Source organism: Streptomyces sp. NPDC016562 (assembly GCF_043076955.1).
Lineage (GTDB): Bacteria > Actinomycetota > Actinomycetes > Streptomycetales > Streptomycetaceae > Streptomyces.
This window is the reverse complement of sequence record NZ_JBIBRZ010000004.1, coordinates 431,497-451,865: the sequence shown is the minus strand read 5'-3', so window position 1 is coordinate 451,865 and position 20,369 is coordinate 431,497. Positions and strand designations below refer to the sequence as shown.

The following is a 20,369-nucleotide window of genomic DNA, read 5'->3' as shown; positions in this document are numbered from 1 at the left end:
GCAATGGCCGACGAAACCACCCCCACCGCCGAGAACGCCGAGAACGCCGCGGAGGAGCAGCCCGTGCTGCGGATCGAGCCCGTCGGGCTCGAGACGGAGATGCAGCGCTCCTACCTCGACTACGCGATGTCCGTCATCGTCTCGCGCGCCCTGCCGGACGTGCGCGACGGCCTCAAGCCGGTGCACCGCCGCGTGCTGTACGCGATGTACGACGGTGGCTACCGGCCCGAGAAGGGCTTCTACAAGTGCGCCCGCGTCGTCGGTGACGTCATGGGCACCTACCACCCGCACGGTGACAGCTCGATCTACGACGCCCTGGTCCGCCTGGCGCAGCCGTGGTCGATGCGCATGCCGCTGGTGGACAGCAACGGCAACTTCGGTTCTCCGGGCAACGACCCGGCGGCCGCGATGCGCTACACCGAGTGCAAGCTGATGCCGCAGGCCATGGAGATGCTCCGGGACATCGACGAGGAGACCGTCGACTTCCAGGACAACTACGACGGCCGCAACCAGGAGCCGACGGTCCTGCCGGCGCGTTTCCCGAACCTGCTGGTCAACGGCAGTGCCGGTATCGCGGTCGGTATGGCGACGAACATCCCGCCGCACAACCTGCGCGAGGTCGCGGCCGGTGCGCAGTGGGCGCTGGAGCACCCGGAGGCCTCGCACGAGGAGCTCCAGGACGCGCTCATCGAGCGGATCAAGGGCCCTGACTTCCCGTCGGGCGCCCTGGTCGTGGGCCGCAAGGGCATCGAGGAGGCGTACCGGACCGGTCGCGGCTCCATCACGATGCGCGCGGTGGTGGAGGTCGAGGAGATCCAGAACCGCCAGTGCCTGGTGGTCACGGAGCTTCCGTACCAGACCAACCCCGACAACCTGGCGCAGAAGATCGCCGACCTGGTGAAGGACGGCAAGGTCGGCGGCATCGCCGACGTCCGTGACGAGACCTCGTCGCGGACCGGCCAGCGCCTGGTGATCGTCCTGAAGCGGGACGCGGTCGCCAAGGTCGTGCTGAACAACCTCTACAAGCACACCGATCTGCAGACGAACTTCGGCGCGAACATGCTGGCGCTGGTGGACGGCGTCCCGCGGACCCTGTCGATCGACGCGTTCATCCGCCACTGGGTGACGCACCAGATCGAGGTCATCGTCCGGCGCACGCGCTTCCGTCTGCGCAAGGCCGAGGAGCGCGCGCACATCCTGCGCGGCCTGCTCAAGGCGCTGGACGCGATCGACGAGGTCATCGCGCTGATCCGGCGCAGCAACACGGTCGAGATCGCGCGTGAGGGCCTGATGGGCCTGCTGGAGATCGACGAGATCCAGGCGAACGCGATCCTGGAGATGCAGCTGCGGCGTCTGGCGGCGCTGGAGCGGCAGAAGATCGTCGCCGAGCACGACGAGCTCCAGGCCAAGATCAACGAGTACAACGCGATCCTGGCCTCGCCGGAGCGTCAGCGTCAGATCGTCAGCGAGGAACTGGCGGCGATCGTCGAGAAGTTCGGCGACGACCGGCGTTCCAAGCTGGTGCCCTTCGACGGCGACATGTCCATGGAGGACCTGATCGCCGAAGAGGACATCGTCGTCACGATCACGCACGGCGGGTACGTCAAGCGGACCAAGACCGAGGACTACCGCTCGCAGAAGCGCGGCGGCAAGGGCGTGCGCGGTACGAAGCTGAAGCAGGACGACCTGGTCGACCACTTCTTCGTCTCCACCACGCACCACTGGCTGCTGTTCTTCACGAACAAGGGCCGGGTCTACCGGTCCAAGGCGTACGAGCTCCCGGACGCCGGGCGCGACGCGCGCGGGCAGCACGTGGCGAACCTGCTGGCCTTCCAGCCGGACGAGAAGATCGCGCAGATCCTCGCCATCCGCGACTACGAGGCGGCGCCGTACCTGATCCTGGCCACCAAGGGCGGCCTGGTGAAGAAGACGGCGCTCAAGGACTACGACTCGCCCCGATCGGGTGGTGTCATCGCGATCAACCTCCGCGAGACGGAGGACGGCAGCGACGACGAGCTGATCGGCGCCGAGCTGGTGTCCGCCGAGGACGATCTGCTGTTGATCAGCAAGAAGGCGCAGTCGATCCGCTTCACGGCGACCGACGACGCGCTGCGTCCGATGGGGCGTGCGACCTCGGGTGTGAAGGGCATGAGTTTCCGCGAAGGAGACGAACTGCTCTCCATGAGCGTGGTCCGGCCCGGTACGTTCGTCTTCACCGCGACCGACGGCGGCTACGCCAAGCGGACGCCGGTCGACGAGTACCGCGTCCAGGGTCGTGGTGGTCTGGGTATCAAGGCCGCGAAGATCGTGGAGGACCGCGGGTCGCTCGTAGGGGCGCTCGTGGTGGACGAAACGGACGAGATTCTCGCCATCACCCTCGGCGGTGGTGTGATTCGTACGCGCGTCAATGAAGTCAGGGAGACCGGCCGTGACACCATGGGCGTCCAGCTGATCAACCTGGGCAAGCGTGATGCCGTGGTGGGTATCGCCCGTAACGCCGAGGCCGGTCAGGAAGCTGATGAGGTCGAGGTCGACGAGAACGAGACCGAGGCGGGCGAGGGACAGGCCGCCGAGGCAGCCGCCGGGGGCACTGAGCCTTCGGCCGGGGAGCACGAGGAGTAAGTCGTGAGTGGAGCCACGGGCGCCGGACCGGCCAAGACTGGAGAGGACGGTGCCCGTGGCCCTGCCGCGGACTCCCAAGGGGGCATCGTGACGGACACCCGAGGACCGCAGCCGCAGGCCGGTGCGGGACCCGCAGAGCAGCCGTACCAGCCGCCGCACGCCTACGCGGCGCCCGCGGGCTCGGGTGCGCCGCGGGGCGGCGGGGCCGGCGCCGGACAGCGCGTGCCGCGTACGGGGGTCCGTACGGCCCCCAGGACGCGCAAGGCGCGGCTGCGGGTGGCCAAGGCCGACCCGTGGTCGGTGATGAAGGTCAGCTTCCTGCTGTCGATCGCGCTGGGCATCTGCACGATCGTGGCGGCGGTGGTGCTGTGGATGGTCATGGACGCGATGGGCGTCTTCTCGACCGTCGGCGGCACGATCAGTGAGGCGACCGGCTCGAACGAGAGCAACGGCTTCGACCTCCAGTCGTTCCTGTCGCTGCCGCGGGTCCTGATCTTCACGTCGGTGATCGCGGTGATCGACGTGGTGCTGGCCACCGCACTGGCGACGCTGGGCGCGTTCATCTACAACCTCTCGGCGGGCTTCGTCGGCGGTGTGGAGCTGACGCTCGCCGAGGACGAATGACCGCTGACTGACCTGCGGGGACACCCGCGGGCAGCGGCCTTCGGGGCTCCGCCCCGGGGGATTTTGGCTGGACCCGCTCTGTGCGCTAATCTTCAGGAGTCAGCGCGCAGCGCGGATGGGGCTATAGCTCAGTTGGTTAGAGCGCATCCCTGATAAGGATGAGGCCACAGGTTCAAATCCTGTTAGCCCCACAGTGTCGAAGACCCCCAGGCCCCAGGCCTGGGGGTCTTTGTCGTGGGGCCAGTTGGAGGGCCGGCAGGTCACCGATCGGTATCGGTCCGTGTGTATTGTTGGGCTTCAGAAGTCCCCTACGTCAACGAAAGACGAGGTCGCGCGGTGAAGAAGCTGCTCCTGGTCGCACTGGCCGCCATCGGCGGGCTCCTCGTGTACCGCCAGATCCAGGCGGACCGCGCCGAGCAGGACCTGTGGACGGAGGCAACTGACTCCGTGCCCTCTGGTTCCGGTGTGTGAGACCCAAGGTTGATCTCACGGAGCCCCGGCTGCCGCTGCGGCCGGGGCTTTGTGCTGTTCTGTGACGAAAACTTCCGTTATGCAAAGATTTGGCTTGCGCTAGCAAACTCGGGGTGGGCGTGATGGATCGGGTACGGGTGGCGGCGTGGGCGGCGGCCCTGGGACTGCTGGCCGGTGCGGGCCTGACGGGCCCCGCGCACGCCGGGGAGGCGGCGCCCGCGCCCGCGCCGTCGTACCGGGCGGCCGACGGCGCCAAGCCGGTCGGGGGCGGGGCCTCCACGGCGGACGCCCCGCTGCTGGAGGCCGGCGGCACCTACGCGGACACCCTCGGCCCCGGGGAGCGCTTCTACCGGCTCGTCCTGGAGAAGGACCGGTCCAACGTGTACGTCTCCGCCGTGGTGCGGCCCGCGGCCGGCGCCGAGGTCACCGGCAGCGACGGCGTCGAGGTGGAGATCATGACCACCGCCGGGCGCTCCTGCCCGGGCAGCACCGGCCGCGCGTCCTTCGACTACGACCCGGTGCCGATCAGCGCCGTCGGCGTGCGGTGGGGCGCGGAGGACGCGGACTGCGCCCCGGGCGGCCCCTACTACGCGAAGGTGACCCGCACCTCGGCCAAGGGGTCCGACCAGAGCCCCTGGCCGCTGGAACTGCGCGTCCAGCGCGAGCCGGGGCGGGGCGCCGCCGGCCCCACGGCCGCGCCCAGCGCCTGGCCCTCGGGGGCCCCGGTCCTGCCCGGCACGGAGCCGGTGGCACGCACCGGCGGCACCGGCTTCAACGACGCCCGGGCGGTGGGCGGCGGGGTGTGGCGCGACGCGCTGCGGCCCGGGCAGACCCGCTGGTACCGGGTGCCGCTGGACTGGGGCCAGCAGCTGGGCGTCGGCGCGGAGTTGGCCTCGGCCACGCTGACCAAGCCGTCCGGCTCGGCCTCGGGCGGGCTCACCGTGTCGCTCTACAGCCCCTACCGCGGCCTGGTCGCGCACAAGGGCGCCTCCTACGACGGCAGGCAGGCCGGGGTCACGCTGGGGAAGACCCCGCCGGTGGCGTACGAGAACCGTTTCTCCAGCAGCAAGGACGTGGCGCACGCGGCGCTCGCCGGCTGGTACTACGTCGCGGTGACGATGGGCGCGAGGGTCGCCGATTTCACCGCGGACGCGACCCCGGTCCCGCTGACCCTGCGCCTGGACGTCACCGGCGCCCCGGCCAAGGCGCCCGTGTACGAGGAAAGCTTGGCCGCGGGCGGTTTCGGGGTCGGGGCCGAGGACCGCAGGGCCGCCGAGGAGGGGCTCACCGCCCCGGAGGCCGCCGACGCCGCGGAGCGGGCCTCGGTGATGCGGGTCGTGGCGGGCGCCGGCTTCGCCGGCGGGACGGGGCTGCTGCTCGTGCTGGGCGGCTGGACCCTGCTCGGGCGGCGGGGACGTTCTACACCTGGGTGAGGGCCCAGACGCCGACCGCGAAGCAGAGCAGGGCCGCCGTCAGCAGCGCCGCCACCGCCTTGGGCGGGGGCGGGGTGATCCCGGAACGCGCCGGGGCCGGCGCCGGGCTCGCGGCGGGGCTCGTGGCGTGGCTCGCGCCCGGGCCCGTCACCGGGATCGGCGGCGGCAGGTGGAAACTCCCGGTCTCCGAGGGGCTGTACGAGGTGCCGGGCGGCTGGCTGTAAGGGGGGCCGTACGCCGCCGGCTGCGGCGCGACCGGGGTGGCCGGGGTGGCCGGGGTGGCCGTGGCCGGTGCCCCCGGGCCCGGCGCGGCCGCCGTCACCGGGCCTTCCGGGCCGAAACCGTCCGGCAGTGGGCCGAGTTGGTCGAACACCTCCACCGGATCCCCGTCGGACGCGGGTGGCGGCAGCAGCTCCAGCGCCTCGGCAAGGGCCCTGCGCGCCCCGGTGGCCGTCTTGAACCGGTGGCCGGGCTCCGGCTGCAGGAGGCTGGAGATCACGTCCCACAGCGGCGCGGGAACGCCCTGCGGGGGCCCGGGCGTGCCGTGGGCGAGGAAGTGCTCCACCAGCGCCCGGGAGTCGGGCTTGCGTCCCTGGAGGAGGTAGAGGGCGACCAGCCCGACGGCGAAGAGGTCGGCGGGGAAGTCGGGCTCGGCGCCCAGGAGTTGTTCAGGGGCGAAGTAGCCGGGCGTACCGACGACGTAGTCGGTCTCGGTCAGCCGGGGCTCGCCCTTGCGCATGGAGATGCCGAAGTCGGACAGCCGCAGGTGCGGCCGCCCGGTTCCGGTGGCCTCCATGAGGATGTTGGCCGGTTTGATGTCGCGGTGCACCACGCCTTCCGCGTGCACCGCCGCCAGCCCCGCCAGGAGCTGGTCGAGCAGCGTGCACACGAAGCGGGGCGGCAGGGCGCCGTAGTCCCCGATCACGTGCGCGAGGGAACCGCCGGCGACCAGGTCCATGGTGAAGAGGACCTTGTCGTCGTCGGCCGCCCAGCTGGCGGGAGCCAGTACGTGCGGATGATCGATCCGCAGGGCCTGCTCCCGCACGAACCGCAGGAGCGTGTGGGCGTCGCTCTGGAGCAGCACCTTCGCGGCGACGTAGCGGCGGCGCCGGTGGTCCCAGGCCCGCCACACGGCGCCCGCGCCCCCGCGCCCGACCGGATCGATCAGCTCGTAGCGGCCGGCGAAGACCTCACCCATGGCTGTGCCCGTCCCCCGTCCCCCGTCGGCGCCCGTGAGGCGCCGCGCCCGTCAGTTCTGGTGCGCCTCGTAGTGGGCGACCGCGTCGGCGGTGCGGCCCGCTCCGTACACCCGGAGGAACTCTGCCAGTTCCGGATGGGTGGGGGCGAGGGTGTTCGCCGCGTCGATGATGTCGCCGGCCGCGGAGACCGAGCGCAGCAGCGACTGGATCTCGCGGACGACCCGCTTGACGGTGGGTGCGCCGGAGCTGGTGGTGCTCTGGCCGCTGCTGCTGAGGACGGAGCCTCCCTGGGTCTTCTTGATCTCGTCCATCCGGTCGGTGGCCTCCCCCGCGCTGACGCTTCCGTCGGCCACCTGGCCGGCGAGGTCCTGGAGGGCCTGGACGCGCTGCACCACGGCCGGGTTACCGATCTTGGCGCGCTGGCCGCTCATCAGCTGGGACAGCATGGGCGCCGACAGACCGAGCACGGCAGCGAGGCGGGCCTGGTTCAAGCCGAGGTCATCTATGAGCCGGCGGAAGAGAGCTCCCAGCGGCTCCCCGTACCAACTGCGCTGAAGCTCCCTGGCTCTGGCCGTGGCCTCTTGCTGGACTGCGTCCACTCTTACTACTCCCCTTCGCTGGTGCGAACCTCGCGAGCATCTTACGGAGCGTGGTCGCGGGGCGGGAGTCCCTATTATTTTGCGAGAGGAGGGGGTACACCCGGTACTCTGTTCTGCGGAACGACCGCTTTCCCGCGCGGGAGGGGTGCGTCCGTTTTCTCGGGGCCTTAGCTCAGTTGGTAGAGCGCTGCCTTTGCAAGGCAGATGTCAGGAGTTCGAATCTCCTAGGCTCCACATATCAGACCCTTCTGACCTGCGGAAACGCAGTCAGAAGGGTCTTTTTTCGTCTTCTCAGCGGTCGCGGAGCTCCAGCGTGCAGCACTTGACGCTGCCGCCGGCCTTGAGGAGTTCCGACAGGTCGACGCCGATCGGCTCGAAGCCGCGCGCCCGCAGCTTGGCGTGCAGGGCGGTGGCCGCGGCGGGCAGCAGGACGTGCTGGCCGTCGGAGAAGGCGTTCAGGCCGAAGACGGCGGCGTCCTCGGCGCCGGCGAGGACCGCGTTGGGGAACATGGCGCGCAGTACGGCCTGGCTGCCCTGGGAGAAGGCGGCCGGGTAGTACATGACCTCGTCGTCCGAGAGCACGCACAGCGCCGTGTCCAGGTGGTAGTAGTCCGGGTTCACCAGCGTCAGCGAGGTGACCGGCAGGCCGAAGAACTCCTGGGCCTCGGCGTGGGAGCGGGGGTCGGTGCGAAAGCCGGTGCCGGCCAGGAGGCGGCGGCCCACGGTGAGGATGTCGCCCTCGCCCTCGTTGACGTACTCGGGCCACAGCGTGTCGGTGTAGCCGCGGCCCTCCAGCCACTTCAGGTACGCGGGGCCCTCCGCGGTGCGCTGCGCGTGCCGGAAGCGGGCGCCGTAGACCTTGCCGTCGACGACGGTGGCGCCGTTGGCCGCGAACACCATGTCGGGCAGGCCCTCGATGGGGTCGATCTCCTCGACGACGTGGCCCAGCTCGAGGTACAGGTCGCGCAGCGCCTCCCACTGGCGCACGGCCAGGGCGTTGTCCGTGCTGTGCTGCGGGTTCATCCACGGGTTGATCGAGTACGTGACGTCGTAGTGCTGGGGCCGGCACATCAGGATGCGGCGGCGGGTGGCGACGCGGGTGGGGGTGCCGGGGCGGTAGAGGGCGCCGGCGGGGGTGATGGGCTCGGTGAGCGGCACGGGGGGCTCCTTCTCATGGGGTGGTGATGGAGGCCCGGCCGCCCGAGGGATGGTTCCGGCAGCCGGATGCGTGTGACGCGACTGATCACGAGGGCCTATGGAAAGAGCGCTCCGCATTGACCGGAAGAGGTGCGCGGCACTGGTCAATCAACGCGCTGACCTGGTCCGCGGCGGAGTTGATTGTCCGTGGCCGAGATGACTTCCGGGCAATCGGGCCCCGCCGTGGAATGGCGTCATCACCCGGTTCCGGCAGGCAGCTCATGGACGACTGCGACGGCCCGGACCGTCCTTCCTGACCGTACGAACCTGTCCACCTGTTCCATCTGGAGGTACTTCCATGGCGCATCGCAATGTCGAACTGCTCGCAGTCGGTGCGGGTCCGGCGAACCTCGCGCTGGCGGTCGCCGTCGAGGAGCTCGCTCCCGAGCTGGCCGGCGACACCCTGCTGATCGAGCGCGAGCAGGACATCGTCTGGCAGCGCGGCATGCTGCTGCCCGACGCGCTCAGCCAGGTGTCCTTCCTGAAGGACCTGGTCACCATGCGCAATCCGTGCAGCCGCTTCTCCTTCGTCAACTTCCTGCACGCCCAGGAGCGCCTCGACGCCTTCGTCAACCTGGCGAGCTGGGTGCCGTACCGCAGCGAGATATCGGACTACCTGCAGTGGGTCGCCGACGAACTCGCCCAGGTCCGGGTCGAGTACGGCCGCGAGTGCGCCGGCGTGGAAGCGGTCACCGGCGCGGACGGCGAGATCACCGGCTGGGTGGTCACGCTCGCCAACGGCGACACCATCGGCTGCCGCTACCTGGTGATCGGCGCCGGCCGCGACGCCCACGTGCCCGCGGTGTTCGAGGGCCTGCCGGCCGAGCGCGTCATCCACAGCACGCAGTACACCCAGCGCATCGCGCAGGTGCGGGCCGATCTGCCGCACCGGGTCGCGGTCGTCGGCGGTGCGCAGAGCGCGGCCGAGCTGTTCGGTGCGGCGCTGCGGGACCTGCCCGAGTGCAAGCCGACGATGATCATGCGCTCGATCGGCCTGAACGGCTACGAGAGCAGCAAGTTCACCAACGAGCTGTACTACTCGTCCTTCATCGACGAGTTCTACGAGGCCTCGCCGGACGCCCGCAAGCAGCTGCTCGACGAGATGTACCGCTCCAACTACGGCGGTCTGTCGCCCGCCACCCTCGACGCCCTGTACCGGCAGTTCTACCAGGACCGCCGCACCGGGCAGGACCGTCTGGCCATGCACGCCATGACCGACGTGAGCGCCGCGCGCATGGAGGGCGAGGAGATCGTCCTGACCCTCACCGACCGCAAGTCGGGCGCGGAGCGGGAGATGCGGACCGATCTGGTGCTCCTGGGCACGGGCTTCGTCCGGTCGATGCCGTGGGCGGTCAAGGCCCTCGCGGAGTCGATCGGCCTGGAGCGGGTCGACGTCAGCCGCAACTACCGGCTCGACCTGGGCCGTCCGGCGAGCGCCGCCTGCTACCTGCAGGGCGTCAACGAGGCCACGCACGGCATCGCGGACTCGCTGCTGAGCGTGCTCGCGGGCCGCTCCGCGGAGATCACCCAGGACATCCTCGCGCACCGCCTGGGTCTGCCGGTGACGGTCCCGGCGCAGGAGCGCGAGCTGGCGTTCGCCTGACGGCCCGCCTTCGCGACGAGACGTAGCAGCCCGACGAGGAGAGATTCGACCCCCATGCTCACCAAGCAACTCGACCGCGACGCACTGACCCACGAGAACGGCCTGGACGCCCAGCGGCTGCTGCCCTGGCCCGAGCTCAACGCCCCGTTCGAGGGGTCCTGGTGCGTCATCCGGCCCGGTACCGCCTCCACGGCGCACGCCCATCACGAGTACGAGATCTTCATCGCCGTCGCCGGCTCGGCGGTCCTGGAGTCCGAGGGGACCCGCACGCCCTTCGTGACCGGGGACATCGTCCACTTCACGCCGGGTGTCGAGCACCGGGTGATCAACGAGTCCGACGCGGACTTCGAGATGTACAGCGTCTGGTGGGACCTCGACATGACACAGCGGTTCGCAGCTCGCCACGAAGGAGTTCAGGCATGACACGCCGTACGGTCATCATCGCGCCGCCGCCGACCCCCAACGGGGACCTGCACACAGGGCACTTGGCGGGCCCCTACCTGGCGGGTGACGTGTACGCCCGCTACCTGAGGGCGTCGGGCCGCCCGGTGATCTTCACCAGCGGCACCGACGACAGCCAGACCTACGTCGTGGCCAGCGCGGCGCGGGCCGGCCTGACGCCGGAGGAACTGGCCCTGCGCTCCGCGACGCAGATCCGGGCGACCCTGGAGGCCGCCGGGATCTCCGTGGACGGCTTCGCGCCCTTCGACAAGGGCTACCGCCAGACCGTCGTCGACTTCGTCACCGACCTGCACGCCGACGGCGCGTTCCGGCTCAAGACGGTGCTCCTGCCGTACGTCGAGGCCACCGGCGAGTACCTCATGGAGGGCCTGGTCGCCGGCGACTGCCCGGTGTGCCTGGTGGAGAGCCGCGGCGGGCTGTGCGAGTCCTGCGGACACCCCAACAACTTCGACGAGCTGCTGCGGCCGCGTTCCACCGTCGACCCGGACGCCGTGGTCACGCACCGCGAGGCGCAGATCCTGGTCCTGCCGATGGAGGAGTACCGCGACCGGCTCGCCGACTACTACGTGCGCCACCGGGACGTGCTGCGGCCGCACACGGCGCAGCTGATCCGGGAGGCGCTGGCCCGGCCGCTGCCGGACTTCCCGATCACCTACCCGACTGCCTGGGGCATCCCGGCGCCGTTCGCCGAGACCCCCGGCCAGGTCCTCAACGCGTGGGCCGAGGGCATGGCCGCCTCGATGTACTGCACCTGGTACGCGGCGGAGCGCCTCGGTGAGCACGCCGACCGCTACGACGAGCACTGGCTGTCCGAGCACGGCATCGAGCTCGTGTACTTCCTCGGATTCGACAACGTCTACTTCTGGGGAATGACGCACCTGGCGCTGCTGATGGCGCACGGCGACCGGTACGTCGAGCCGCACGCCATCGTGTCGAACGAGTTCTACGAGCTGGAGAACGAGAAGTTCTCCACGAGCAAGGGCCACGTGGTGTGGGCCGCCGACCTGGTGGCCGAGGTGCCGCGCGACCTGGTGCGCTTCTACCTGGCGCTCACCGCGCCGGAGCACTCCCGTACCAACTTCAGCCGCGAGGCGCTCGACGCTCTGGCCGGCTCCCGGCTGGTCGAGCCGTGGAACCGGCTCGCGGGACGCCTGGAGGAGCTGCTCGCCGCGGCTCCGGCGGAGGTGCCCCTGCCGGTGTCGGCGACCGGGGCCGCGCACGCGGCCGTCGTCGTCGAGCGCTTCCGTTCCCACTACGAGCTGGAGAGCTTCAGCCTGCACCGCGCCGCGGACCTGATCGTGGTGCACCTGGACCGGCTGCTGAAGCAGGCGGACCGGGTCTCGGCCCGGCAGCCGGGCGACCTCGGGGACCTGGTCCTCGCCGTCCGGACGCTGACCGCGTGCGCCGCTCCGCTGCTCGTCGATCTCGCCGCCCGCGCCGAGGAGGCCGGGGCGGACCTGACCCTGTCGGCCGACGCCGTCGCGGTCACCTCGGTCGCTCCCCTGCGACTTCCCCTCCTGTCCACCGCGGTGGGGGCCTTCGAGCCCGTCGCCGAGCCGGTCGACATCCGCGTCTGACCCCCCGAGGAGTCCTTGTGTCCACGTCCACGCTCGCCCCACCCCGGCCCAACCGCGCCGAGAAGCTGCTCATCCCGGCGACCTTCGTCACCAACCTGGGCAACGGCATCCAGCTCACGGCCGCTTCGTACCTGGTGTTCTCCGCGGAGAACACGATGCTCGCGGTCAGCTGGCTGATCATCGCCGTCACCATCCCGCAGGTGGCGCTGTCCCTGTACTTCGGCAAGCTCGCCGACCGCTTCGACCGCCGCACCCTGGCGATGGTCTCGGACCTGGCGAGCGCCGCCGCGGCGGTCGGTCTGCCGGTCTGGCTGGCCCTCGGCGGTGACCCGTCCACGGTCAGCTACGTCGCCAGCTTCGTGCTCTCGATCTCGGCGGCGCTGTTCTTCCCCGCCTCCAACGCGCTGATCAAGGAGCGCATCCCGGAGTCCCGGCTCGCCCAGTTCAACGGCAACGCGGAGATCGCCATCCAGGGCGGCACGCTCGCCTCGGCGGCCCTCGGCGGCTGGGTGATCGTCTGGATCGGCACCACCTCGCTGTTCTACTTCAACGCCATCACGTTCCTCGTGTCGGCCGCGATGCTGTTCCTCATCGGCCGCCGCCCCGCCGGCGTGGCGATCAGCGCTCCGGAGGCCGCGGCCAAGGCGGCCAAGGCCGCCGCCGCCCGGCTGACGGGCAGCCGCCCGCCGCTGGCCCGCCTGGCCCTGCTCTACGCCATCGGCAACATCGTCATCATCGTCGGCAACACGATCATGCTGGTCCTGGTCATCGAGGGCTTCCACAGCAACGCGGGCTACCTCGGCATCGTCGACGCGCTGTTCGGCATCGGCGCGCTGTTCGCCGCGGCGGTCTTCAAGAAGGTCAGCGCCAAGGCCACCATGCTGAAGACGACCCTGATCGGGTACCTCGCCTTCTCGGTGATCCTGGTCCTGGAGTCCACCCACCTGTACATGATGATGGCGGTCATCCCGTTCGCCGCGATCGCCTTCTGCATGGCCCGCATCTCGGCCCGTACGGCTCTGATGAGCGCGGCGCCGGAGGACCGTACGGGCTTCGTGTTCGGCGCCACCAACGCCTTCGGCCTCGCGGCCGGCACCACCGCCGTCGTGCTGATCTCCCTGCTGGTCGACGCGACCAAGGTGCAGTACGGCTTCTACGCCCTGGCCGCCCTCGTCGCGGTCCTCGGCACCGTCACCGTGCTCTCGCTGGGCAAGCTCGACCGGGAGACCAAGGCGGCCGCCGAAGCCGCCGAAGCCGCCGAGGCCGCCGAGGCCGCGGTGGAGAGCGCCGAGGCCCCCGCCCCGGCCGCCGCCCCCGCCGCGACCGAGTCCCGCGAGCCCGTCGCGGCCAAGGTCTGAGGGGGGAGTCCACCGTGAAGCTGCTCGCCATCGAAGCCAGTCAGAACGCCACCTACTACGTGTCGCGCTACCAGCAGATCGAGGAGCGCGGAGCCGAGGTCTACGTCCTCAACGGCATAGGCACCGAGGACTTCTGGGCCGCGGAGCGCTACCGCATCGCCGGATCCAAGCAGATCGAGGACATCGTCCTGGCCGCCAAGGCCTGGCACGCGGAAGAGGAGTTCGAGGGGGTCCTGACCTTCTCGGAGTCCGGAGTCGTCACCGTGGCGGTCGTCGCCGAGGCGCTGGGCCTGCCGAGCATCGGGTTCGAGGCCGCCCGCACCAGCCGCAACAAGCTGCTGATGCGCCAGGCGCACGAGCGCGGCAACGCGGCCCACCCCGGCTTCCGTTACGCCCCCGACGTCGAGGCCGCCCTGGCCGCCGGCGCCGAGCTGGGCTACCCGCTGATCCTCAAGCCCACCCTGGGCGCCGCCAGCAACTTCGTCTTCAAGGTCGACGACCCCGAGGAGATGCGCGCCCGCTTCGCGGACGCCACCCGGGGCATCGAGACCATGACCTGGGCGCTGATGGAGGCCGACGGCCTGGACCTGGGGCCGAACGGGATCATCGTCGAGGGCTACCTCGACGGTCACGAGCACCTCATCGAGGCGCTGGCCTGGGACGACGAGGTGTACCTCGGCTCCATCGTGGACCGCATCACCGTCGAGAGCGGCACCTTCGACGACGACGTCCACCACGCGCCCAGCTCCCTGACCGAGGCGCAGATCGCCGCGGTCCACGAGGTGGTCCGGGACGCCGCGCACGCCCAGGGCCTGCGCCGGTCCGTGCTCCACGCGGAGGTGCGGTTCCACCAGGGCAAGCCCTTCATCCTGGAGATCGCGATCCGTCCCGGCGGCGGCGGTCTCGACCACATGGCGCGCATCAGCGCCGGCCACGACCCCATCCAGTGCGTGGTGGACGTGGCCCGCGGCGCCAGGCCCGAGGTCTCGCACTACGCGCCGACCTCCGTGCACACCGCCGCGATGTGCCTGATCAGCGGGGCGGGCACGGTCGAGTCGGTGCAGGTGCCGCAGGAGGTCCCGTCCTCCGTCTTCTTCCTCAAGATCACGGCCACGCCGGGGACGGTCATCAAGCGTCCGCCCGCCGGCAACAACATCCTCGGCTTCCTCGGCGCCACGGGCGCCTCCCTGGAGGAGGCGCTGAGCACCGCGCACATCGTGGCCAGCCGCATCCGCACCGAGATGAGGCCGGAACATGCGTGAGGCGACGAAGCGGCACTACCTGATGTGCCGCCCCACCCACTTCGAGGTCACCTACGCGATCAACGCGTGGATGAACCCGGACAAGCCCGTGGACGCCGACCTGGCGCTCGCGCAGTGGGAGCGGGTGCGGGACCTCTACCTCGGACTCGGGCACGAGGTCTCGTACATCGAACCGGTCGAGGGCCTGGCGGACATGGTGTTCTCGGCCAACGGCGCCACCGTCGTGGACGACAAGGTGCTGATCGCCCGGTTCCGCCACCAGGAGCGGGCCCCGGAGGCCGACGCCTACCGCGCCTGGTTCCAGGACCACGGCCACACCGAGGTCCACCTGCCGGTGCACGTCAACGAGGGCGAGGGGGACTTCGCCCCGGCCGGCCGGCGGATCCTGGCCGGCGCGGGCTTCCGCAGCGAGCCCGGCGCGCACGAGGAGCTCCGCGAGTTCTTCGGCCTGCCGGTGGTCGGCCTGACCCTGGTGGACCCGCTCTACTACCACCTGGACACCGCCCTGTGCGTCCTCGACGACGACCTGGTGATGTACTACCCCGCCGCCTTCTGCGAGGAGAGCCGGGCCGTACTGCGGGAGCTGTACCCGGACGCGATCCTCGCCACCCGGGAGGACGCCGAGGCCTTCGGCCTGAACGCGGTCAGCGACGGACGGAACGTGGTCTTGACCGAGACCGCCACGCACCTGATGGATGAGCTGCGCTCCCGCGGCTTCGTACCGCACGGCGTGGACATGTCGGAACTGATGAAGGCCGGCGGCGCGGTCAAGTGCATCACTCAGGAGATACGACACCGGTGATCGACTACGACGGCAGAAGCTTCCGCAACACCGGCTACGCGAAGGACGAGGACGCGCCGGTCGGCCGGTACCGCCAGGAAGGCGACCTGCTCTGGGCCGAGTTCGACGGCGGCCCCGTCCGCAGGGGCTCGCTGAACGGGCGGGTGGCGGCCGACGGACGGCTCGAATTCGCCTACACGATGGTCCTCACGGACGGCGAGGTCGTCGCCGGGCGGTGCTGGAGCACCCCCGAATTCCTCGACGACGGACGGATCCGGCTGAACGAGCGCTGGGAGCGCTACGGAGCCCACGCGGACAGCGGCGCATCGGCATTGGAGGAGGTACCGAGATGACCCCGCCCACCACGACCCTCACCACCCCGCCCACCACGACCGCGGCCGCCGCGGCCACCACGACCGCCGTCCCGCTCCGCGGGGGCAGCGTGACCTGGGCCTGCACCAGCGGTTTCAGCCCGGTCTTCATCTTCCCGTTCACCCCCGGCGAGTACTACGGGGTGGCGAACCTGCACGAGTTCCAGACCCTGATGTACCGCCCGCTGTACTGGTACGGCACCGGCGGCAAGCCGACCGTCGACTACGAGCGCAGCCTCGCCGAGCCCCCGGTGTGGAGCGAGGACGGCCGTACGGCGACGATCACGGTCAAGCCCTACAAGTGGTCGAACGGCGAGACGGTCGACGCCGACAACGTGATGCTGTGGATGCACCTCCTGGAGGCGGAGAAGGACAGCTTCGGCGGCTACACGCCGGGCTTCTTCCCCGACAACCTGACCGGCTACGAGAAGGTCGCCGAGGACAAGGTCAGCTTCACCTTCGACCGGGCCTACTCGCACAACTGGGTCCTGATGAACCAGTTCAGCACCATCACCCCGCTGCCCCGGGCCTGGGACCGCACCGGCGACGACCGGCCGGCCGACGCCACCCACGACCCGTCCCAGGCCTCCGCGGTCTACGCCTACCTGCGGGCCTGCAACGACGCCCGCGACACCTGGGACAGCAGCCCGGTGTGGAGCGTGGTCAACGGCCCCTGGAAGCTGGACCGCTACACGATCGACGGGACCTCGGGCGAGGCCGTCCTGGTCCCCAACGAGAGCTACTCGGGCCCCAACAAGCCCCACCTCGACACGTTCCGGCTGGTGCCCACCGCCTCGGACACCGACCAGTACGAGATGCTCCGCCGCGGCCCGGACGCCGTCGACGGCGTGCAGATCGGCTTCCTGCCCTTCGACGAGGTCACCGAGCCGGCCGAGGACCCGCAACTGGGCGGGCCCAACCCGCTCGGCGAGCACTACGACCTCGTGCCCCAGCTCACCTACAAGATCCATTACTTCCCGATCAACTTCAACAACCCCACCGTCTCCGGAAAGATCTTCAAGCAGCTCTACTTCCGCCAGGCCCTGCAGTCCAGCCTCGACTCCCGGGGCGCCATCCGCGACGTCTACAAGGGCTACGGCTACCCGACCACCGGGCCGATCCCGGCCCTCCCGGACAGCCCGCTGCTCTCGCCCGCCGCGCACCAGGACCCGTACCCCTTCGACGTCGACCGGGCCCGGCGCCTGCTGAGCGAGAACGGCTGGGACACCAGCACCACCCCGGCCGTGTGCGTGCGCGAGGGGACCGGACCCGGGGAGGCGGGCGAGGGCATACCCGCCGGCACCCCGCTGACCTTCTCCATGCGCTACGCGGCGGGGCACGAGACCCTCACCGCGGTCATGCGCACGTTCGCCGCCGACGCCGCGAAGGCGGGCATCGAGATCGTGCTGAGCGAGGTCGAGGCGAGCGTGCTGGTCCTGGAGGACACCACCTGCACCCCGGGGCCCGACAGCCCCTGCCTGTGGGAGTTCAGCGACTGGAACGGCGGATGGGGCTACGGCCCCGGCTTCTACCCGACCGGAGAGGCCCTCTACTCCACCGGATCCTCCGTCAACTTCGGCAGCTACAGCGACCCGAAGGCCGACGAGCTGATCGCCCGCACCGTGGTCAGCGACGACCTGGAGGACCTCTACGCCTACCAGGACTACATCGCGCAGCAGGTCCCGGTCATCTGGATGCCGAACTTCCCCTTCCGCCTGCTGGAGGTCGCGGCCAACCTGCGGGGCGTCGCCCCGGTCAACCCCTTCGGGCTGATCAACCCCGAGGACTGGCACTACGTCGGCGAGGTGGCGTGATGTACCAGCGACTGATCGACCTCCTAGACGGACACCGGGCCCGCTACCGGCTGATCGACCATCCGGCGGAGGGCCGTACGGACCTGGCGAGCGTGCTGCGCGGCCATCCGCTGGACCAGGCCGCCAAGTGCATCATCGTGCGCGTCAGCATCACCAAGCGGGTCGGCAAGTACGTGCTCGCGGTGGTGCCCGGGGACCGGCAGGTCGACCTGGACGCGGTCGCCTCCCTGGTGGGCGGGGGCCGGACGGCCTTCGCCACGCCCGAGATCGCCGAACGCCTGGCCGGCAGCGTCTGCGGCACGGTGATGCCCTTCAGCTTCCACCCCGACCTGCACCTCGTCGTCGACGAGAACCTGCTCCTGACCGAAGAGATCTACTTCAACGCGGCCCGGCTGGACCGCTCCGTGGCCCTGTCCACCTCCGACTACCTCGCCATCGCCGCGCCCCAGGCGGCGGCGATCGCGACGGCCGGGGACCGGGTCCTTACCCACTCCGCGAGGTGACGGACATGACGGACGACGGCAAGACCACGAAGGGCGCCTCCCTGCCCGACGACGGCATCGTGATCCTGGTCGGCAGCGGACAGCGCGCCTACCGCGAGTACCTCCTGGCGGGCGCGGCCCGCCGGCGCCCGGTCTGGATCCTGGACGCCACCCCGGCGACCTGGCAGAACGAGTACGTGATCGGGTCCACCACGGTCCCCCTGCTCGACGCGCAACGCCTGGTGCCCGACCAGGAGGGGCTGATCGGGGCCGCCGAGGCGGTGGCCGCCGCGCACCGCGTCGTGGGCGTGTTCAGCTACGACGAGACGCTCGTGGTCACCACGGCCCTGATCGCCGAGCGGCTCGGCCTGCCCGGCCTGACCGCCCGGGGCGCGGACAACTGCCGCAACAAGCACAACACCCGCCGGCTGCTGACCGAAGCCGGGCTGCCCCAGCCGCACTTCGCCTACGTGACCGACGCCGGACAGGCGCTCGCGGCGGCCGACTCCTTCGGGTACCCGGTCGTGCTCAAGCCCCGCGGCATGGGGGCCAGCATCGGTGTCATCCGGGTCGACGGCCCCGAGGGCGTCCGCGCGGCCTTCGAGGTCGCGGACAGCGCCAGCCACGGCGGCAACAGCGCCTACGAGGGCGGGGTGCTGGTCGAGGAGTGCGTCATGGGGCCCGAGATCAGCATCGACGGGGCGGTCTTCGACGGCTCGTACACCCCGCTGTTCCTCGCGCACAAGGAAGTGGGCCTGGAGCCCTACTTCGAGGAGACCGGGCACGTGGTCAGCGCCACCGATCCGCTGCTCGCCGACGAGGAGCTGCTCGGCGTCCTCAGGGACGCACACCGCGCGCTGGGCGTCGGCTACGGCATCACCCACACGGAGGTGAAGCTGACCTCCCGCGGCCCGGTGATCATCGAGGTGAACGCCCGGCTGGGCGGCGACCTCATCCCGTACCTGGGCGCGCTCGCCACCGGCGTCGAGCCGGGCGAGGTGGCCGTGGAGCTGGCCACCGGCACCCGCCCCGCGTGGACCCCGTCCCGGGCCCGCACGGTCGGCATCCGCTTCCTGTACCCGCACCGCAACGGCACGGTCCGCTCGGTGGACGTACCGGCCGCCACGGACACCCCCGGGCTGCTGGAGGCCAACGCCATGGTGGCGCCCGGGACCACGCTGCTGCTGCCGCCGGAGGGATACCTCAGCCGGTACGCCAACGTGATCTGCGCCGCCGACGACCGGCCCGGCTGCGAGGAGTACCTCGCCAAGGCCGCCGCACTGACCACGATCGTCCTCGACAGCTGATCCGTCGGCTCCCGGAACACGGAAAGGAGGTGTGTGATGTCGGCGAGGGTGACGGTAGTGGGCGGCGGTGTGATCGCCCTGCTCACGGCAGTCGAGTGCGTGCTCGACGGACACAGGGTCACGGTCGTGGACCAGGGCCCCATCCCGCACAGCAGAGCCACCTCTTTCGACCAGCACCGGATCCTGCGGGCCCTGCACCCGGCGGACCCGCGGACCACGGCGGCCGCACTGCGTGCGCACCACCGCTGGGTCGAACTCGAAGAGCTCCTCATGACCCGCTTCTACGAGCAGGTCGGCGCCCTCACGGTGCTGCCGCCCGCGGCGGCGGCGGACGCGGCGACGATGCTCGCCGACGCCGGAGGCAGCGTCAGGGAGCTGACCGCGGCCGGCCTGTCCGACCGCTATCCGCACCTGCACGTCGACGGCGCCCTCGGCGCGGTCCTGGAGGACGAGGCGGGCGTCCTGCTCGCCGAGCGGGTCCTGGCCGCCTGCGTCGGCTGGCTGAAGTGGCAGCCGGGCATCGAGCTCATCGAGCACCGGGCCGTGACCGCCGTGGACGGCGAGAGCGGCAGCGTACGGCTCGTGGACGGGCGGGTGCTGCGCGGCGACGCGGTCCTGGTGGCGGTGGGGCCCTGGTCCCGCGGGCTGATGCCCGACGGCATCGCCGAGCGGCTGACGCTCTTCCGCCAGTCCCTCCTGTACTGCAGGGTGCCCCGGCACCAGGCCCACGCCTGGGCCTCCACCCCGGCCATCCCCGCGCTCGGCACCAAGGGGGGCGCCTGGCTGATCCCGCCGGTGGCGGGCACGGCCCTCAAGCTCACCTCGGCCACCGTCTGCCGCGTCGTGGACGAACTCACCGACCACGCCACCGATCCGTACTGGCAGCGCAGGCTGGAGAAGGAGTTCGGCGACCTGCTCCCCGGCTTCGGTCCGGCCTGGGTCACCGCCGCCAAGGACGCCTACTACTCCTCCTTCAGCGAGACCGGCGGCCCCCTGATGGTCGCGCTGGGCGGCGACGCCTACGCGTACGCGGCCTGCGGCGGCACGTCCTTCAAGTTCGCACCGCTCATCGCGCGGTCGCTGGCGGACCGGCTGACCGGCCGGACGCCCTCGCCGATCGGCCTCGGTGCGCTCGACGGACCGCCGCTGGACGCCCACACCCCGCAGCTCGCGGGCCTGTGAGCGGGCGGCCGGGGGTGAAGGAGGA

General features: G+C 70.9%; 18 protein-coding genes and 2 tRNA genes. 17 read left to right on the top strand and 3 right to left on the bottom strand.

The window, feature by feature from the left end; genetic code table 11:
- Positions 1 to 3 precede the first annotated feature (3 nt).
- The 5 genes from gyrA to ACF059_RS20570 all read left to right on the top strand — a co-directional run bounded on the left by gyrA (position 4) and on the right by ACF059_RS20570 (position 5,150).
- Complete coding sequence (gene gyrA, locus ACF059_RS20590) at positions 4 to 2,622, top strand: DNA gyrase subunit A (protein ID WP_366866094.1); 2,619 nt, start codon at positions 4 to 6, stop codon at positions 2,620 to 2,622.
- Positions 2,623 to 2,709: 87 nt separating this feature from the next.
- Positions 2,710 to 3,246: a DUF3566 domain-containing protein gene (locus ACF059_RS20585; RefSeq protein ID WP_392059123.1), complete on the top strand. Its 537-nt coding sequence runs from the start codon at positions 2,710 to 2,712 to the stop codon at positions 3,244 to 3,246.
- Positions 3,247 to 3,363: 117 nt separating this feature from the next.
- A tRNA-Ile gene (locus ACF059_RS20580) sits at positions 3,364 to 3,437 on the top strand.
- Positions 3,438 to 3,582: 145 nt separating this feature from the next.
- Positions 3,583 to 3,717, top strand: coding sequence for a DLW-39 family protein (locus ACF059_RS20575; protein ID WP_208809277.1), 135 nt, complete (start codon positions 3,583 to 3,585; stop codon positions 3,715 to 3,717).
- A 122-nt stretch (positions 3,718 to 3,839) separates the two neighbouring features.
- Positions 3,840 to 5,150: a hypothetical protein gene (locus ACF059_RS20570; RefSeq protein WP_392059549.1), complete on the top strand. Its 1,311-nt coding sequence runs from the start codon at positions 3,840 to 3,842 to the stop codon at positions 5,148 to 5,150.
- Here ACF059_RS20570 and ACF059_RS20565 read toward each other — a convergent pair.
- Complete coding sequence (locus ACF059_RS20565) at positions 5,137 to 6,348, bottom strand: serine/threonine-protein kinase (protein WP_392059120.1); 1,212 nt, start codon at positions 6,346 to 6,348, stop codon at positions 5,137 to 5,139. The two genes, ACF059_RS20570 and ACF059_RS20565, sit on opposite strands and share 14 nt — an antisense overlap.
- 51 nt (positions 6,349 to 6,399) lie before the next feature.
- Positions 6,400 to 6,948, bottom strand: coding sequence for a DNA-binding protein (locus ACF059_RS20560; protein ID WP_392059117.1), 549 nt, complete (start codon positions 6,946 to 6,948; stop codon positions 6,400 to 6,402).
- A 161-nt stretch (positions 6,949 to 7,109) separates the two neighbouring features.
- Between ACF059_RS20560 and ACF059_RS20555 the strand changes: the two genes are divergently transcribed.
- Positions 7,110 to 7,182 (top strand) — tRNA-Ala (locus ACF059_RS20555).
- Between the two features lie 57 nt (positions 7,183 to 7,239).
- On the opposite strand, the gene ddaH (ACF059_RS20550) is transcribed toward ACF059_RS20555, so the two are convergent.
- Positions 7,240 to 8,106, bottom strand: coding sequence for a dimethylargininase (gene ddaH / locus ACF059_RS20550; RefSeq protein ID WP_392059114.1), 867 nt, complete (start codon positions 8,104 to 8,106; stop codon positions 7,240 to 7,242).
- A gap of 337 nt (positions 8,107 to 8,443) precedes the next feature.
- Here ddaH (ACF059_RS20550) and ACF059_RS20545 point away from each other — a divergent pair, with 337 nt between their 5' ends.
- Genes ACF059_RS20545 through ACF059_RS20495 form a run of 11 tightly spaced genes read left to right on the top strand, consistent with a single transcriptional unit; the run spans position 8,444 to position 20,344 of the window.
- Positions 8,444 to 9,748, top strand: a complete 1,305-nt coding sequence (locus tag ACF059_RS20545; RefSeq protein ID WP_392059111.1) for a lysine N(6)-hydroxylase/L-ornithine N(5)-oxygenase family protein — start codon at positions 8,444 to 8,446, stop codon at positions 9,746 to 9,748.
- A 54-nt stretch (positions 9,749 to 9,802) separates the two neighbouring features.
- Positions 9,803 to 10,171: a cupin domain-containing protein gene (locus ACF059_RS20540; RefSeq protein ID WP_392059108.1), complete on the top strand. Its 369-nt coding sequence runs from the start codon at positions 9,803 to 9,805 to the stop codon at positions 10,169 to 10,171.
- Complete coding sequence (locus ACF059_RS20535) at positions 10,168 to 11,787, top strand: class I tRNA ligase family protein (RefSeq protein ID WP_392059105.1); 1,620 nt, start codon at positions 10,168 to 10,170, stop codon at positions 11,785 to 11,787. The genes ACF059_RS20540 and ACF059_RS20535 overlap by 4 nt, the downstream gene beginning before the upstream one ends.
- 17 nt (positions 11,788 to 11,804) lie before the next feature.
- On the top strand, positions 11,805 to 13,145 hold the full coding sequence (locus ACF059_RS20530) for an MFS transporter (RefSeq protein WP_392059102.1): 1,341 nt from the start codon (positions 11,805 to 11,807) through the stop codon (positions 13,143 to 13,145).
- Between the two features lie 14 nt (positions 13,146 to 13,159).
- On the top strand, positions 13,160 to 14,407 hold the full coding sequence (locus ACF059_RS20525) for an ATP-grasp domain-containing protein (protein ID WP_392059099.1): 1,248 nt from the start codon (positions 13,160 to 13,162) through the stop codon (positions 14,405 to 14,407).
- On the top strand, positions 14,400 to 15,209 hold the full coding sequence (gene ddaH / locus ACF059_RS20520; protein WP_392059096.1) for a dimethylargininase: 810 nt from the start codon (positions 14,400 to 14,402) through the stop codon (positions 15,207 to 15,209). The genes ACF059_RS20525 and ddaH (ACF059_RS20520) overlap by 8 nt, the downstream gene beginning before the upstream one ends.
- Positions 15,206 to 15,541, top strand: a complete 336-nt coding sequence (locus tag ACF059_RS20515) for a hypothetical protein (protein ID WP_361938912.1) — start codon at positions 15,206 to 15,208, stop codon at positions 15,539 to 15,541. The genes ddaH (ACF059_RS20520) and ACF059_RS20515 overlap by 4 nt, the downstream gene beginning before the upstream one ends.
- Entirely contained in the window at positions 15,538 to 17,373 is a 1,836-nt protein-coding gene (locus tag ACF059_RS20510) for an ABC transporter substrate-binding protein (RefSeq protein WP_392059093.1), read from the top strand. Before ACF059_RS20515 ends, ACF059_RS20510 begins: the two co-directional genes overlap by 4 nt.
- Positions 17,373 to 17,876 carry a YbaK/EbsC family protein gene (locus tag ACF059_RS20505; protein WP_360897148.1) on the top strand — a complete coding sequence of 168 codons (504 nt, stop codon included), beginning with the start codon at positions 17,373 to 17,375 and terminating at the stop codon, positions 17,874 to 17,876. Before ACF059_RS20510 ends, ACF059_RS20505 begins: the two co-directional genes overlap by 1 nt.
- Positions 17,877 to 17,881: 5 nt before the next feature.
- Positions 17,882 to 19,162, top strand: a complete 1,281-nt coding sequence (locus ACF059_RS20500) for an ATP-grasp domain-containing protein (RefSeq protein ID WP_392059090.1) — start codon at positions 17,882 to 17,884, stop codon at positions 19,160 to 19,162.
- Positions 19,163 to 19,198: 36 nt separating this feature from the next.
- A complete protein-coding gene (locus tag ACF059_RS20495) occupies positions 19,199 to 20,344 on the top strand; it encodes an FAD-dependent oxidoreductase (RefSeq protein WP_361938921.1) in 1,146 nt (381 codons plus the stop codon).
- Positions 20,345 to 20,369 lie beyond the last annotated feature (25 nt).